Here is a 13,333-nt window from a genome sequence, read left to right on the forward strand (position 1 = left end):
GGTCGACGTGACCGCTCCGGGCGGTGACCGCGCGCAGATTCCGCCGGCCGGTTCCGGCACCTCGTGCCCGCTGTCCACGCTGCCCGGCGGTGGCTACGGCACCATGTGCGGCACTTCGATGGCATCACCGCATGTGGTCGGGGTGGCGGCGCTGCTGGCCAGCACGCATCCGTGGGCCTCTCCCGCGCAGCTGCGGGGCCTGCTTCGGTCCGAGGCGACGCCGATCGCCTGCCCGGCCGCCACGACGACCTGCACCGGGCCGGCCGGGAACAACTCGTATTACGGGCACGGGCTGGTCAATGCCTTGGCCGCGGTGACCCGATAGCGGGACGACAGTGTGGCACGGGAAGTCCCCGCTTCCCGTGCCCCCCTGCTAAGTCCTCAAGTCTCAGAAGTCGAACTCACCGTTGCGGACGCCGGCCACGAAGGCCGTCCACTCGGCCCGATCGAAAATGTGAGCCGGCAGGCTCGGGTCCTTGGCGTCACGCAGGGCGATGCCGCCCGACGGGAGAGCAGCAACCTCGACGCAACCGCCGTCCTGACAGAAGCTGCTCTTCTTGAAAGTGATTTCCATGGATCGTGTTATCTCTCACTCATAGTTGGTTCTTTGCACCTTCCCGATCAGGTCGAGTGAGGACTTTTGGTCCGGGCACTTCGACAGCAGATTGGTGAAGATGTCTTGGTACTTCTTCACTTCCGACTCCTGGGCGGAGAACCGGTCGCCACCGCTCAGTTCCTGGTAGACAGTGTCCTGATCGGTGTCGTTGTCGAAGGTGAAGATCACGTAGTTGCACTGGATACCGAGATTGTAGCCGCTTGAGTATGGGAAGATTCTTAGATCCACCCTATCGTGTCCGGCTACGTCCAACAAGGAGGCCAGTTGGCGTCGCATGGCCCCTTGTGAGTGAACGACCCGATGTAGTGCGCACTCGTCGATCACGGCGGTGATGGTGAGGTCGCCGAGCCGGTCGAGGACGTATCGCTGGCGTCTGACGCGAATCTCGACGAGCTGGTCGATCTCGCTGTCCGGTGCGCTCGGATAATTGTTTCGGAAGATTTCCCGGCAGTACTCGGGAATCTGGAACAAACCGGAGATCGCGAATCCGCTGAACCACTGCATTCCGCTGGCCGCGGATTCCAGCGAGATGTAGCTGCCCAGATTGGGCGGCCAGGCCTCGGGGTGGTCGGACCACCAGCCCTCGTCCTGGCTGGCGGTGGCCAGGTTCTGCAGCCGGGTGCGCAGCCGGTGGTCGCGGATGTCGTACAGGTCCAGCAGGTCGCGCACGTCGCGCAGCTTGGGCAGGCCCTGGCCGTTCTCCAGACGGCTGACCTTGCTGGGGGAGCATTCGAGGCGCCGGGCGGCGTCGACGAGTTGGAGTCCGGCAGCTTCTCGGAGCTTGCGCAACTCGTGACCGAGGCGGCGGCGCGGGATCAACGGTCCCTGAGAAGGGGGCATCCATACACCTCCTGAACCACCTTGCCCGCGTAGCCGCTGGAGGCGCGTGGCGCCACGCTAGGCCATCGGGGTGACCGTGGCAAGCAATCCACGCATGCAATTGCACGGTGGCATTGCGCTGTGCGCTTTCCTGACGCACTCTACCCCTGAGTCCCGGCCTACTTCCGAGAGGATGAGCTGAGATGAGCAGCTTCGAGCGATCACCTCTGATCTTCCGCCTGACCCACCCGTCGCGGGCCAGGAAAATCACCATCGAGAGTGAGTTGTCGCTGGAGTTCCGCGGCCTGCGCCGCGCCAGCCGCGTCGTCGGGCGCTGGCACCGGCGCGTCGCCCGCACCGTCGATCACGGCATGCGCCTCGGCTACGCCATCGAGCGGCAGTGCCGCCGGGCCGTGGAAGCCGAATCCCGGCCGCGCAAGGTCGGCTCACAGATGCTCACCGCGGCCCAGGCCCGGCGCCAGCTCGACCGCTCACCGTCCGTGGGCACGGCCGCGCTCGGGCGCGTCGTGCTCGCCGCCGACGCGGAACGCCGCCGGCTGCTGCGGTCCGTCGACCACAAGATCGCCGATCTCGGCCGCCTGACGGCGCGGCTGGAGCGCGACAGCGAACGGCTCCAGCACCTGATCGAGCGCTGCTATCTCGGGCCGCAGCGGGACATCCTGCTGGCCCGCTCGCTGGCCGGCGACGAGCAGGCCGACCGGATGCCGGTCATGCGGGCGTTGCCGGACCTGACGTTTCTGGTGCTGGCCATCGGGCGGCTGGAGGCCGTCACGCACGAGGTGTCCGCCTGCCGCGAGGAGGCCCACGGGACCAGGGCGCTGTTCCCGTTCGTGCCGGAACAGCGCCTCGACCCCTCGGTTGCCGTGCGTAACTAACTCTTGGACAGGGCTTGGTCCAGGTCGGTCCAGAGGTCTTCGACGTCCTCCAGGCCGACCGACAGCCGCAGCAGCCGGTCGCCGATGCCGGCGCTTTAGGCTTTTTTTTTGCTGATAATCTGATATGTTACCACATATGTGCACTCCTCACAGCAGCGGATTCTACGAACAGGAACCCATCCTTTTGAGAACTGAATGAATAGCCGGGTTCAACATAGTGGATCGTCCGGCCGATTGCGGATGCAGACAATGATAGGCTATCGGCCCTGTCTTAATGAATAACATCGCTGGGTAAACGTTCCGACGATTAGTAAATCGCAATTTTTTACTTTAGTCATATATTATTAACCCGAACTTCTCAGAAATCCTCATATTTGTAAACGACTTAAGCACCACCCGATTTTGGTCGTCGATTCGGCTCTTGAATCCGCACAATTTACGCTGAGTTCAGGTCAACTCTCTTGTTGGGGTAATGACCTGGCACTACAATTCGTACGGACATCAGACACAGTGTCCTGCTCCCTACCGTCTTACATCCTGCCGTATAACGTTTAGTCTCAACACGAATCTCGATGCGGCAAATTCCGGCATCCTGTTGGACTGGTATCTACTAATCGCATCTAGGTCCCCCGGCCGGTAGACCCTGGCCACGCCGGGATGGTCGCGAGGCGGTGAGCCAACTCTGCGGCCGTCCTTGAGGCGTGGGCGATGCGGATGGGGAGCGTGGACAGGCCCCGCAGCAACAGGTATCCGGCCAGCGGATGCAGGATGCCGCCGGTGGCCATGCGGATCGTCCTGAGCCGGCCGGCGAACTCCTCGTCGCAGGCCACGACCCCGCCCAACACGTCGCCGTGGCCCCCGAGGTACTTGGTCGCGCTGTGCAGCACGATGTCGGCGCCCAGCTCGATCGGCCGTTGCAGGACCGGCGTGGCGAAGGTGTTGTCCACCAGCACCGGCACGTCCACGTCGATGGCCCGGATGTCCACTTCGGACAGTGTCGGGTTGGCCGGCGACTCGACGATCACCAGGCCGGTGTCGTCGCGGATGTCCCGCTTGACCGAGTCCACTGTGGACCAGGTGACCTCGGTGCCGAGCAGGCCCGAGCCGATCACGTGGTCGCTGGTGCCGTAGAGCGGGCGGACGGCGACGATGTGCCGTTTTCCTTGCGCGGCAACGGCCAACAGGCAGGCGCTCAGCGCCGCCATGCCCGTCGCGAAGGCCACCGCCGACTCGGCGCCCTCCAGGTCGGCCAGGGCCCGTTCGAACCGGGCCACCGTCGGATTGCCGACGCGGCCGTAGATCGGGTTGTCGCCCAGCTCCACGCCGGCCGCCGCCCGGTCGAGGCGGGCCGCCTCCTCGCGGCTGTCGCGGGCGGGGTAGGTCGTGGAGAGGTCGATCGGGACCGCGTGCAGCCCCAGATCCGTCAGGTCCTCGCGGCCGGCGTGCACAGCCCTGGTGTTCAGCTCCATGCCGTCCATCCTGGGCCGGTCACGGTGTTTTTCCGGAAATCCCGTACTAAATTCGGCGTATGGCCTCTGACGTGCGTCTCGATCCGGTTGATCTTGCCATTCTGCGGGAGCTTCAGAACGACGCCCGGCTCACCAACAAGGAGCTGGCGGCCCTGGTCGGCATCGCCCCGTCCACCTGCCTCGACCGGGTGGCCCGGCTGCGGTCGGCCGGCATCATCCTCGGCACCGTGCTCCGCGTCGACGCCAGCGCCCTGGGCCGGCCCTTGCAGGCGCTGCTGTTCATCCGCGTGCAGCCCCACCGGGGTGTCCTGGAGCCGTTCGTCAAACACGCCCTGGAGCAGCCCGAGACCCGGGCCGTCTTCCACCTCACCGGCGCCGACGACTTCATGGTCCACGTCGCCGCCGGCGGCGCGACCGACCTCCAGCGCCTGGTGCTCGACCAGTTCACCGCCCGGCCCGAGGTCGCGCTCGTGCACACCACCCTGATCTTCCAGCAGTGGGAGGGCGGTCCGCTGCTGCCGCCTACCACTTCCGGCTGACCCCGCTTCGGCCCTCAGGGCGACGCCCGCTGATCGTGACGATCCCTACCTTCGGTTCGCATGAGGGTTTTGCTCATCACCGCGGCGATCCTGTTGGGCGCGACCGGGACGGCGGCCGCCGCGCCGCCGACGGCCGGGGCCGGCAGCCTGGGAGACCGGCTGTTCCCCGACCTCGGCAACGGCGGCTACGACGCCCAGTCCTATGACATCAGCTACGACTACCAGCCCGGCGTCACCACCATGGCGTCCTCGGTCGTCATGCGGGCCCGGGCCACCCAGGCCCTGTCGTCCTTCAGTCTCGACTCCGCGGTGTCCAAGATCGGATCCGTTGCCGTGGACGGGAAACCGGCGGCTTTCCGCACCGAGGGCGAGAAGCTGTTCGTCACGCCCGCTTCGGCCATCGCCGATCATGCCTCGTTCACCGTGCGGATCTCGTACACCGCGGACCGTTCGCTCGATCCGCTCTCGCCCGCCCTGCACCTGCCGCCCGGCACCGACTGGCCGTTCAAGGCGTGGATCAACACCCCCGACGGCTTCGCCTTCATGGGGCAGCCCGACCGGGCCCACGTTTTCTTCCCCTCCAACGATTATCCCGGCGACAAGGCCCGTTTCACCTTCCGTGTCACCACTCCCAGCTCGCTGACCGCCGTGGCCAACGGCTCCCCGGTGTCCCGGGTCGTGTCCGGCGACCGCGCCACCTCCGTCTGGCGGACCGCGCAGGAGATTCCCACCGACATCACCCAGGTCGCCGTGGGCAGGTTCCGGGAGATCGACCAGACCGGCCCGCACGGGCTGCCCGTGCGCAGCTTCCTCACCGCCGCCCAGTCCGGCGGCGACGACCTGGTTCGCCGCACCCCCGCCGAGCTCTCCTGGCTGGAGAAGACCCTCGGCCTGCCCTTCCCCTTCGAGCGCTACGGCGTCCTCGGCGTCGACAGCCCGTACGACGGTGTCGCCCTGGAGACCGCCTCCCTGTCCACCTACGGCGCCGCCGGCTTCCTCCAGCCCGCCGAGCGGGCCGAGCCGGTCATGGTGCACGAGATGACCCACCAGTCCTTCGGCGACGCCGTCTCCGTCGGCTCGTGGGACGACATGTGGCTCAGCGAGGGCCATGCCACCTACTACCAGATGCTGTTCACCGCCCAGCAGCAGCACATGACCTTCGCCGACGCCATGAAGGGCTTCTACGACATCGACGCCAACCAGCGCGCCACCTGGGGCCCTCCCGCCCACATGAACAAGGCCGCCGCCACCCTCCTCGGCTCCGACGCCGTCGGCGCCCTCTCCCTGTTCGCCCTGCACGAGTTCGTCGGCGACCAGACCTTCCAGCACATCGAGCAGGCCTTCTACCGCCAGTTCCACGGCCGCTCCGCCCGTACCTCCGACTACATCGCCGTCGCCAGCCGCGTCTCCGGCCGTGACCTCACGCCTTTCTTGACGTCTTGGCTCTACGGCACCACCACCCCGCCCATGCCCAACCACCCCGACTGGAAGCCCGGCCAGCCGTAGGCGCAAACGCGTCGAGGCCCCACCGCTTGTGGCAGTGGGGCCTCGACGTGTCTGCCGGTCAGACGCGCTTGAACAGCAAGGCGCGCTTGACCTCCTGGATGGCCTTGGTCACCTGGATGCCGCGGGGGCAGGCGTCGGTGCAGTTGAAGGTGGTGCGGCAGCGCCAGACGCCGTCGACGTCGTTGAGGATGTCGAGACGCTCCTCGGCGCCCTCGTCACGGCTGTCGAAGATGAAGCGGTGGGCGTTGACGATGGCCGCGGGGCCGAAGTAGGAGCCTTCGGTCCAGTACACGGGGCACGAGGTCGTGCAGCAGGCGCACAGGATGCACTTGGTCGTGTCGTCGAACCGGGCGCGGTCGGCGGCGGACTGGATGCGCTCGCGGGTGGGCTCGTGCCCGGTGGTCATCAGGTACGGCTTGACGGCACGGAACGCCTCGAAGAAGGGCTCCATGTCGACGAGCAGGTCCTTGTGCACCGGCAGGCCCTTGATGGGCTCCATGGTGATGGTGGTCGGCTTTCCGTTGCCGGCCATCAGGTCCTTCACCAACACCTTGCACGCCAGGCGGTTGACGCCGTTGATGCGCATGGCGTCGGAGCCGCAGACGCCGTGGGCGCAGGAGCGGCGGAAGGTGACGGAGCCGTCCAGGTACCACTTGATGTAGTGCAGGACGTTGAGCACCCGGTCGGTGGGCAGCGCGGGAACCTCGAAGGACTGCCAGCGCGGCTCGTCCTCGAACTCCGGGTTGAACCGACGGATCTGCACGGTGAGGGTGATCGCACCGGGCGGCACGGGCGGCTGCGAGCCCCGGGAACCCGAGGGCGCGGTTTCGGTCGTCGCGGTCATCAGTACTTGCGCTCCATCGGCTTGTACCGGGTGAAGGTCACCGGCTTGTAGTCAAGGCGGATGTCGGCAGCCAGGCTGTCGCCCTGCTTGTACGCCATGGTGTGGCGCATGAAGTTCGTGTCGTCACGCGTCGGGTAGTCCTCCCGCGCGTGCCCGCCACGGGACTCCTTGCGGGCCAGGGCGCCGACGACCAGGATCTCGGCCAGCTCCAACAGGAAGCCGAGCTCGACGGCCTCCAACAGGTCGGTGTTGAACCGCTTGCCCTTGTCCTGCACGGCGACGTTGCCGTAGCGCTCCTTGAGCTGCTGCACGTCGTGCAGCGCCTGCTTGAGCGTGTCCTCGGTGCGGTACACGGCGGCGTTGGCGTCCATCGTGTTCTGCAACGCGATGCGCAGGTCGGCCACGCGCTCGGAGCCGGTGGAGGAGCGGAGCCCCTCGACCATGGCCTCGACCATGGTGGCCGGGTTCTCCGGCAGGTCCACGTGGTCGTGCACTCCTGCGACGTACTCGGCGGCGGCGAGGCCGGCCCGTCGGCCGAAACACGTTGATGTCCACAGGGAGTTGGTGCCCAGCCGGTTGCGCCGTGCACGAGACGCAGGCGCACTCGCCGGCGGCGTACAGGCCGGGGACGACGTGCTCGTTGTCCCGCAACACCTCGGCGTGGATATTGGTGGGGATGCCGCCCATCGCGTAGTGCGCGGTCGGGTAGACCGGCACCGGCTCGGTCACCGGGTCCACACCCAGGTAGGTGCGGGCGAACTCGGTGATGTCGGGCAGCTTGGTCTCCAGCACCTCGGCCCCGAGGTGCGTGCAGTCCAGCAGCACGTAGTCCTTGTGCGGACCGGCGCCGCGGCCCTCCAGCACCTCCAGCACCATGGACCGGGCGACGATGTCGCGCGGCGCCAGGTCCTTGATGGTGGGGGCGTAGCGCTCCATGAACCGCTCGCCGTCGGCGTTGCGCAGGATCGCGCCCTCGCCGCGGGCGCCCTCGGTGAGCAGGATGCCCAGGCCGGCCAGGCCCGTCGGGTGGAACTGGTAGAACTCCATGTCCTCCAGCGGCAGGCCCTTGCGGAACACGATGCCCATGCCGTCGCCGGTCAGGGTGTGCGCGTTCGAGGTGGTCTTGAAGACCTTGCCGAAGCCGCCGGTGGCGAACACGACCGCCTTGGCCTGGAACACGTGGATCTCGCCGGTGGCCAGCTCCAGCGCGACCGCGCCGGTGCAGACCGGGCCGTTGGCGGTCTCGGTCATGCACACGTCGAGCACGTAGAACTCGTTGAAGAACTCGATGCCGTGCTTGACGCAGTTCTGGTACAGCGTCTGGAGAATCATGTGGCCGGTGCGGTCGGCCGCGTAGCACGCGCGCCGCACGGCGGCCTTGCCGTGGTCGCGGGTGTGGCCGCCGAAGCGCCGCTGGTCGATCCGGCCCTCGGGCGTCCGGTTGAACGGCAGGCCCATCTTCTCCAGGTCGAGGACCGCGTCGATGGCTTCCTTGCACATGATCTCGGCGGCGTCCTGGTCGGTGAGGTAGTCACCGCCCTTGATCGTGTCGAAGGTGTGCCACTCCCAGTTGTCCTCCTCGACGTTGGCCAGCGCGGCGCACATGCCGCCCTGGGCCGCGCCGGTGTGGGAGCGGGTGGGGTAGAGCTTGGTCAGCACCGCGGTGCGGACGCGCTGCCCGGCCTCGATGGCCGCGCGCATCCCGGCGCCGCCGGCGCCGACGATGACCACGTCGTACTTGTGTACCTGCATGTCCGGCGTCTCCCGCGGTTCAGCCGCTGATGTTCGGGTCGAAGGTGAAGATCACGAAGCTGCCCAGCGCCAGGATCAGCGCCATCGACACGTACAGCAGGATCTTCAGCCAGAACCGGGTGGCGTCCTTGCGCGCGTAGTCGTTGATCACGGTGCGCAGGCCGTTGCCGCCGTGCAGCTCGGCCAGCCACAGCATGGACAGGTCCCAGAACTGCCAGAACGGCGAGGACCAGCGGCCGGCGACGAAGGCGAAGTTGATCCGGTGCACGCCGCCGTCGAGGATGTTCATGATGAACAGGTGCCCGAGCACCAGCACGATCAGCAGCAGGCCGGACAGCCGCATGAACAGCCAGCTGTAGAGCTCGAAGTTGCTGCGGCGGGCGGCCGGGCGGCGCGGGCTGCGCGGAGCCGAGATGTTCAGGGTGCTCATGTCAGTTGCCACCGCCGAAGATCATGACAATGTTGCGCTGGAGCATGAAGTACGCGCCGGGGATCATCACGATCACCCAGATCGCGATGATCGCCCACAGCATCGGGCGCTGGAAGCGCGGGCCCTTGGCCCAGAAGTCGACCAGCATGATCCGGATGCCGTTGAGCGCGTGGTAGAGCACCGCGGCGACCAGGCCCAGTTCCAACAGGTTGACGAGCGGGTTCTTGTAGAGCTCGATCACCTTGTCGTAGGCGTTCGGCGAGACACGAACGACCGCGGTGTCCAGAACGTGCGCGAACAGGAAGAAGAAGGTCAGCACCCCGGTGATCCGGTGGGCCACCCAGGACCACATGCCCAGATCGCCGCGGTAGACGGTGCTACCGCGCCGGCTGCTGCCTCCCGTTCCCTCTGCTGCGCCCGTCGGCGGGGCGGTGGTACTGGCCATGGTGCGCGTGGCCTCCAGCGTCAGTGGTGGGCGCGGCCCCAGGCGGCGTCGTGAGTGCGGGGCCTTGACCCTCCGGATGCTAGACCGGGGGCCTGCGGCTGGCCCAACGGCGACGGGCCGTCTGTGATCGATGAGACACGCAACGGTGTGGTCCAGGCCGCTTTAACGATCAAGAACCAGTGCCGCCCTGCACAGATGGTCGGCCCGGCGGGTGGTCTCCGGCTGGCGGTACCTGGGGGCCAGCCGCAGGACCAGGTCGCTCGCGGTGTCCAGATCCGTCCGGTGTCCGATCGAGACGAACAGCGGCTTCACCTCGCGCTGGGTGCGCAGCGCCCGGCCGACCACGTCGTCGCCGTCCCGCAGCTCGGTCCAGTCGCCGCGTTCGGGGCCGGGCGGGTCGTAGTGGCCCATCGGGGTCTTGGCCACGCCGATCGACGGCAGACCGGTGACCACGCCGAGGTGGCTGGCCAGCCCGAACCGGCGCGGATGGGCAACGCCCTGGCCGTCGCAGATCAGCAGATCGGGCGACGTCGTCAGCCGTTCGAGCGCCCTCAGTAGCGCCGGCAGCTCACGGAACGCGAACAGCCCTGGCACGTAAGGGAAATCTGTGACACCCGGCACAACGGCCTGATCCACCGTTTCGAGTGACGCGAGGTCGACCACCACGACCGCCGCGCACAGCCGGTCCTCGGCGTAGGCCACGTCGAGGCCGGCCGCGGTCCGGGGCCGGAAGTCCGCCGGCGGGTGCGGGTCCACCAGCGGGGCCATCCGGAGTTGCAGCGCAACGGCCTCTTCCGGGGTCGACGGCCAGTCGTCGATCATGTGAAGTGCCTCTCCGAAGCCAGGTCGCCGCGCTCGTCGAAGACCCGCTCGCGGGCCAGCCGGCCGTCCGGGTGCCAGTCCCGGGCGACGCCGATGATCACACCGCGCCGGACCGTCAGCTCCGACTTGGGCGTGCCGTCCTCGTACCAGGTGCGCTGCGGGCCGTCCTCAACGCCGTACCGGTAGGTCACCAGCGACGTCACCTCGCCGCTGTAGCCGTGGGTCACCGCCTCGCCGGTGAAGGCGTGGCCGTCGTGCTTGAGCCGTGCGCCGTCGTCCCACTCCACCGTGCTGACCTGGAGGTCGATGCGGGGCAGCGGCGGCTCGTCCGGCGGCGCCTCCCGCTCGTCGAGGAGGAACCCGTTGGCGTCCCAGCGTTGGATCTTGGTGACGGCGCCCTTGGGATCGTGCGCCGTGAGCTCGCGGATGCGCCCGTTGCTGTGCCAGCGCCGCCATTCGCCGACCCGGATGCCCTGCTCGTGCCGGCCCTCCGCGTCCGGCGCCCACCACGGGCCGTCCCTCAGGCCGTCCCGGTAGGACGTGATCCGGTCGCCTTCCTCTAATTGGCCGGTGAAGGGCTTGCCGTCGTGACAGCGCAGGCCGTCGACCTCGGTCGCGTGGTCCCGGTCGACCCTGGTCGTCGGCTCGCCCCGCTCGTCCCAGCGGGTCTCGCCGTCCTCCGCCGGCATTCCGTTGGGATGCCAGCGTTTCCGGCCGTCGCTGCGCAGGATCCCGCTGTCGTACCAGGTCCGGGCCGTCTGCCGGACGCCGTCGCGGTACGTCTCCAGCGACAGCAGGCGATCCCCGTTCTCACGGACCAGTTCCCCCGTGAACGGCTCGCCCCCGTGCACCAGGCGGCCCTGCTCGTCCCGGGTCGGGGCGTCCCCGTACAGCTCGATCCGCTTGGCCCTCGGCGGCAGGAAAGCCCCGTCCAGCACCGCTTCCGTCAGGTCCGCCGTGGACAGGTCCACGTCGTCCAGCATCGCCGCTGTCAGGTCCGCCCCACGCAGGTTCGTGTCCTCGAACACCGCGCCGATCGCCGACACCCGGGTCAGGTTCGCCGCCGCCAGGTTCGCCCCGGTCAGGTTCGCGTCGTCCAGGTTCGCGTCCGGCAGCTGCGCCTCGCCCAGATCGGCGCCTCGCAGATCCGCGCTGGTCAGCTGCGCGCCGTCCAGCTCCGCCTTCCTGAGCCCCACGCCCCGCAGGTCCGCCCCGCTCAGCACCGCGCCACTCAGCGGCGCCCCGGTCAGTTCCGCTCCCCGAAAGTCCAGGCCCGTGAAGTCGCCCAGGCCGTCGTCGAGCCAGTCCTCCAGCGCGACCGCCGCTTCGTCATCGTCCGGCCAGCGGACCGGCAGCCACTCACTCACCCCTCAAACGTACTGTCACCGGACCGCTGCCGACATCCCCGTTCCTCACAGCGGCCCGCCCGTCCTCGTCCCACCGGCTCTCTCCGGCCGGCCGCCCCCGCTCGTCGAACCGCCGCTCCACGGCCAGCCGTCCGTTCGGATGCCACTCCCGGGCCGTCCCCACGGTCCATCCTTTGTGGACCACGGTCACAGCTCGTCGCCGTGCGCGCCGGCGTGGTCGGTGTCCCGGGTGAGATTTCCCTGTGGGTCCCACTCCTGGACCTTGCGCACGTCGCCCCAGCGGTCGAGGAGGGTGAACTCCTTGAGCCGCCCGCCCGGATACCACGTGCGCCATTCGCCGACGGCCGTGCCCATGGCGTACTGGCCCTCGAATTCCTTGCTGCCGTCGGGGAAGTACTCCACGGACGGACCATGCTCAAGGCCGTCCTGGTAGCCGGTCACACCGACCACCCGGCCGTCCTCGGTGTCGACGATCTCGCCGGTGTACGGCACGCCGTCGACACGGACCATCCAGCCGTCCTCGGTGTCCGAGGTTGTGAGCCCACGGTCGATCCGGCGGATCGACGGCCCGCCGGATCGAGTGGAAGGCTCCGCCGTCACAGCTTGCCGTGTCCGCCGATCGGTTGGCCGTCCTCGTCCCACAGGGTCTCCGAGGTGAGCAGCCCGTCCTCGCCGAACCGCTGCTCCTTGGCCAGCTGCCCGTTGGGGTGCCATTCGCGGGCGGTCCCGACGACCCGTCCGTTGTGGACGGTCATCTCCGACTTGGGCTCCTCGCCGTCGTACCACTCCCGCTGCACGCCGTCGCGGAAACCGTCGACATAGGTGGCCAGCGACGTGACCTCGTCGAGCCAGTTGTAGGTGACGGCCTCGCCGGTGAACAGCTCACCCCGGTGCAGCAGCCGCTGGTCGTCGTCCCACGCGACCTCGTCGGTCTGGATGTCGATGCGCTCCATGTGCCTCACTCCGGAATGAATTCGCCGTTGGAAGCGGGGTACTTGGTGAACCGGCCCGCGTTGCTCGGCACGCCGTCCAACGTAACATTGCAGTTCGCGCAACACGGGGCCTGGCGGACCTCGGGGCCGAACGGGAAGTAGTTGTCCACCCGCATCTCGGGCAGGTCGGCCTCGGTCGGCGCGTGGTCCAGCTTGCCCTCGTCGTACAGGTGCTGCCGTTCCCACAGCGAGGCGTTCACGGCCTTCACCTCGGCGTGCCCGAGCGGCTGGTCCGGGTGCATCTCGTTGCCGGGCTCGGTCCGCATCTGCTCGACCCGGTCGTACCGGCTCTGCAGGGCGGGGTGCAGCGGATCGGCGAGCTCGTTGGGATGGCCGTTCGCGCCCTCCCACACCGCGCCGGTGCGGCGGTCCACCGACACCGCGGTGACCTGGCCGACGGTGTTGGCGCTGACGCTCGGCTGCGCCTCCAGCATCTTGGGGGGCTTGGGCTTGTCCAGCGAGCCGATCTCCCGCTGCCGGCCCTCGGCCTTCAGCTGGTCGACCTGACGCTGGTAGTCGGCGCGCTGCTGCTGGTACTCGGCCTTGCGCCGGGCGTTCTCGTCGTCGAGCTGGCTGCGCTGCTGGATCTCGGCCTTCTGCGCGTCGTGGTACTGCTGCGCGCGGCCCTCGCCGACCTCGGTCGTGTACTGCTTGACCGGCTTGCCGTCGACATGGGTGATCAGATCGTCGTCTCCGCGCTTGACCCGGGACTCGTCGATCTGCTCCAGCTTCTTGGTCTGCGAGTTGAGCGGCTTGGAGAAGGGGCCGTCGTCCTTGCCGCCGCCACCTCCACCGCCGCCCCCGCCGCCCCCGCCACCACCACCGCCGCCGGGCGG

Annotated in this window: 15 protein-coding genes and 2 pseudogenes; 4 read left to right on the top strand and 13 right to left on the bottom strand. The window is 68.2% G+C overall.

Features of this window, described 5'->3' with window-relative positions; genetic code table 11:
• Positions 1-325, top strand: a 325-nt coding sequence (locus KUTG_RS30955) for a S8 family serine peptidase (protein WP_157495649.1), incomplete at its 5' end; no start/stop codon positions are given.
• A 63-nt stretch (positions 326-388) separates the two neighbouring features.
• Here the strand turns inward: KUTG_RS30955 and KUTG_RS30960 are convergent.
• Positions 389-574 (bottom strand): DUF397 domain-containing protein, encoded by a 186-nt coding sequence (locus KUTG_RS30960; protein WP_043721758.1) that lies wholly within the window; start codon positions 572-574, stop codon positions 389-391.
• Positions 575-589: 15 nt separating this feature from the next.
• Positions 590-1,456 carry a helix-turn-helix domain-containing protein gene (locus KUTG_RS30965; protein ID WP_084579990.1) on the bottom strand — a complete coding sequence of 289 codons (867 nt, stop codon included), beginning with the start codon at positions 1,454-1,456 and terminating at the stop codon, positions 590-592.
• 182 nt (positions 1,457-1,638) lie between these two features.
• Between KUTG_RS30965 and KUTG_RS30970 the strand changes: the two genes are divergently transcribed.
• Entirely contained in the window at positions 1,639-2,331 is a 693-nt protein-coding gene (locus tag KUTG_RS30970) for a hypothetical protein (RefSeq protein ID WP_043721760.1), read from the top strand.
• On the opposite strand, the gene KUTG_RS65375 is transcribed toward KUTG_RS30970, so the two are convergent.
• A complete protein-coding gene (locus KUTG_RS65375) occupies positions 2,328-2,417 on the bottom strand; it encodes a PLP-dependent transferase (RefSeq protein WP_198047819.1) in 90 nt (29 codons plus the stop codon). The genes KUTG_RS30970 and KUTG_RS65375 overlap by 4 nt on opposite strands.
• Before the next feature lie 544 nt (positions 2,418-2,961).
• Positions 2,962-3,800, bottom strand: a pseudogene (locus KUTG_RS30975) (PLP-dependent aspartate aminotransferase family protein); the annotation flags it as partial.
• Positions 3,801-3,859: 59 nt separating this feature from the next.
• On the opposite strand from KUTG_RS30975, the gene KUTG_RS30980 reads away from it, so the two are divergent.
• Complete coding sequence (locus KUTG_RS30980) at positions 3,860-4,339, top strand: Lrp/AsnC family transcriptional regulator (RefSeq protein ID WP_043721761.1); 480 nt, start codon at positions 3,860-3,862, stop codon at positions 4,337-4,339.
• A 60-nt stretch (positions 4,340-4,399) separates the two neighbouring features.
• The gene (locus KUTG_RS30985) at positions 4,400-5,845 is read left to right on the top strand and encodes a M1 family metallopeptidase (RefSeq protein ID WP_043721764.1); all 1,446 of its coding nucleotides are present in this window, start codon (positions 4,400-4,402) and stop codon (positions 5,843-5,845) included.
• Between the two features lie 58 nt (positions 5,846-5,903).
• On the opposite strand, the gene KUTG_RS30990 is transcribed toward KUTG_RS30985, so the two are convergent.
• The 9 genes and pseudogenes from KUTG_RS30990 to KUTG_RS61855 form a co-directional block, all read right to left on the bottom strand.
• The gene (locus KUTG_RS30990) at positions 5,904-6,689 is read right to left on the bottom strand and encodes a succinate dehydrogenase iron-sulfur subunit (protein ID WP_043721765.1); all 786 of its coding nucleotides are present in this window, start codon (positions 6,687-6,689) and stop codon (positions 5,904-5,906) included.
• Positions 6,689-8,441, bottom strand: a pseudogene (gene sdhA / locus KUTG_RS30995) (succinate dehydrogenase flavoprotein subunit). The gene KUTG_RS30990 and the pseudogene sdhA overlap by 1 nt, the downstream one beginning before the upstream one ends.
• A 19-nt stretch (positions 8,442-8,460) precedes the next feature.
• Positions 8,461-8,871 carry a succinate dehydrogenase hydrophobic membrane anchor subunit gene (locus KUTG_RS31000; protein WP_043721767.1) on the bottom strand — a complete coding sequence of 137 codons (411 nt, stop codon included), beginning with the start codon at positions 8,869-8,871 and terminating at the stop codon, positions 8,461-8,463.
• 1 nt (position 8,872) lies between these two features.
• The gene (sdhC, locus tag KUTG_RS31005) at positions 8,873-9,316 is read right to left on the bottom strand and encodes a succinate dehydrogenase, cytochrome b556 subunit (protein ID WP_084579992.1); all 444 of its coding nucleotides are present in this window, start codon (positions 9,314-9,316) and stop codon (positions 8,873-8,875) included.
• A gap of 162 nt (positions 9,317-9,478) precedes the next feature.
• Complete coding sequence (locus KUTG_RS31010) at positions 9,479-10,138, bottom strand: endonuclease V (RefSeq protein WP_043721771.1); 660 nt, start codon at positions 10,136-10,138, stop codon at positions 9,479-9,481.
• Positions 10,135-11,505: a pentapeptide repeat-containing protein gene (locus tag KUTG_RS54080; protein WP_052395604.1), complete on the bottom strand. Its 1,371-nt coding sequence runs from the start codon at positions 11,503-11,505 to the stop codon at positions 10,135-10,137. The genes KUTG_RS31010 and KUTG_RS54080 overlap by 4 nt, the downstream gene beginning before the upstream one ends.
• A gap of 186 nt (positions 11,506-11,691) precedes the next feature.
• Positions 11,692-12,015, bottom strand: coding sequence for a toxin-antitoxin system YwqK family antitoxin (locus KUTG_RS31020; RefSeq protein ID WP_157494884.1), 324 nt, complete (start codon positions 12,013-12,015; stop codon positions 11,692-11,694).
• Between the two features lie 86 nt (positions 12,016-12,101).
• Positions 12,102-12,458 carry a toxin-antitoxin system YwqK family antitoxin gene (locus KUTG_RS31025; protein ID WP_043721775.1) on the bottom strand — a complete coding sequence of 119 codons (357 nt, stop codon included), beginning with the start codon at positions 12,456-12,458 and terminating at the stop codon, positions 12,102-12,104.
• 5 nt (positions 12,459-12,463) lie between these two features.
• A partial coding sequence (locus tag KUTG_RS61855) for a YwqJ-related putative deaminase (RefSeq protein ID WP_043721777.1) occupies positions 12,464-13,333 on the bottom strand: 870 nt, incomplete at its 5' end.

It is taken from the genome of Kutzneria sp. 744, from assembly GCF_000568255.1.
GTDB lineage: Bacteria > Actinomycetota > Actinomycetes > Mycobacteriales > Pseudonocardiaceae > Kutzneria.

Bases quoted from the DNA above. Each gene is read 5' to 3' on its own strand.
- KUTG_RS31020 (WP_157494884.1), bottom strand. From the start codon at position 12,015: ATGGTCCGTGTCGACGGCGTGCCGTACACCGGCGAGATCGTCGACACC.
- KUTG_RS30960 (WP_043721758.1), bottom strand. From the start codon at position 574: ATGGAAATCACTTTCAAGAAGAGCAGCTTCTGTCAGGACGGCGGTTGC.
- KUTG_RS30990 (WP_043721765.1), bottom strand. From the start codon at position 6,689: ATGACCGCGACGACCGAAACCGCGCCCTCGGGTTCCCGGGGCTCGCAG.
- sdhC (WP_084579992.1), bottom strand. From the start codon at position 9,316: ATGGCCAGTACCACCGCCCCGCCGACGGGCGCAGCAGAGGGAACGGGA.
- KUTG_RS30985 (WP_043721764.1), top strand. From the start codon at position 4,400: ATGAGGGTTTTGCTCATCACCGCGGCGATCCTGTTGGGCGCGACCGGG.
- KUTG_RS30980 (WP_043721761.1), top strand. From the start codon at position 3,860: ATGGCCTCTGACGTGCGTCTCGATCCGGTTGATCTTGCCATTCTGCGG.
- KUTG_RS31010 (WP_043721771.1), bottom strand. From the start codon at position 10,138: ATGATCGACGACTGGCCGTCGACCCCGGAAGAGGCCGTTGCGCTGCAA.
- KUTG_RS30970 (WP_043721760.1), top strand. From the start codon at position 1,639: ATGAGCAGCTTCGAGCGATCACCTCTGATCTTCCGCCTGACCCACCCG.
- KUTG_RS30965 (WP_084579990.1), bottom strand. From the start codon at position 1,456: ATGCCCCCTTCTCAGGGACCGTTGATCCCGCGCCGCCGCCTCGGTCAC.
- KUTG_RS31000 (WP_043721767.1), bottom strand. From the start codon at position 8,871: ATGAGCACCCTGAACATCTCGGCTCCGCGCAGCCCGCGCCGCCCGGCC.
- KUTG_RS31025 (WP_043721775.1), bottom strand. From the start codon at position 12,458: ATGGAGCGCATCGACATCCAGACCGACGAGGTCGCGTGGGACGACGAC.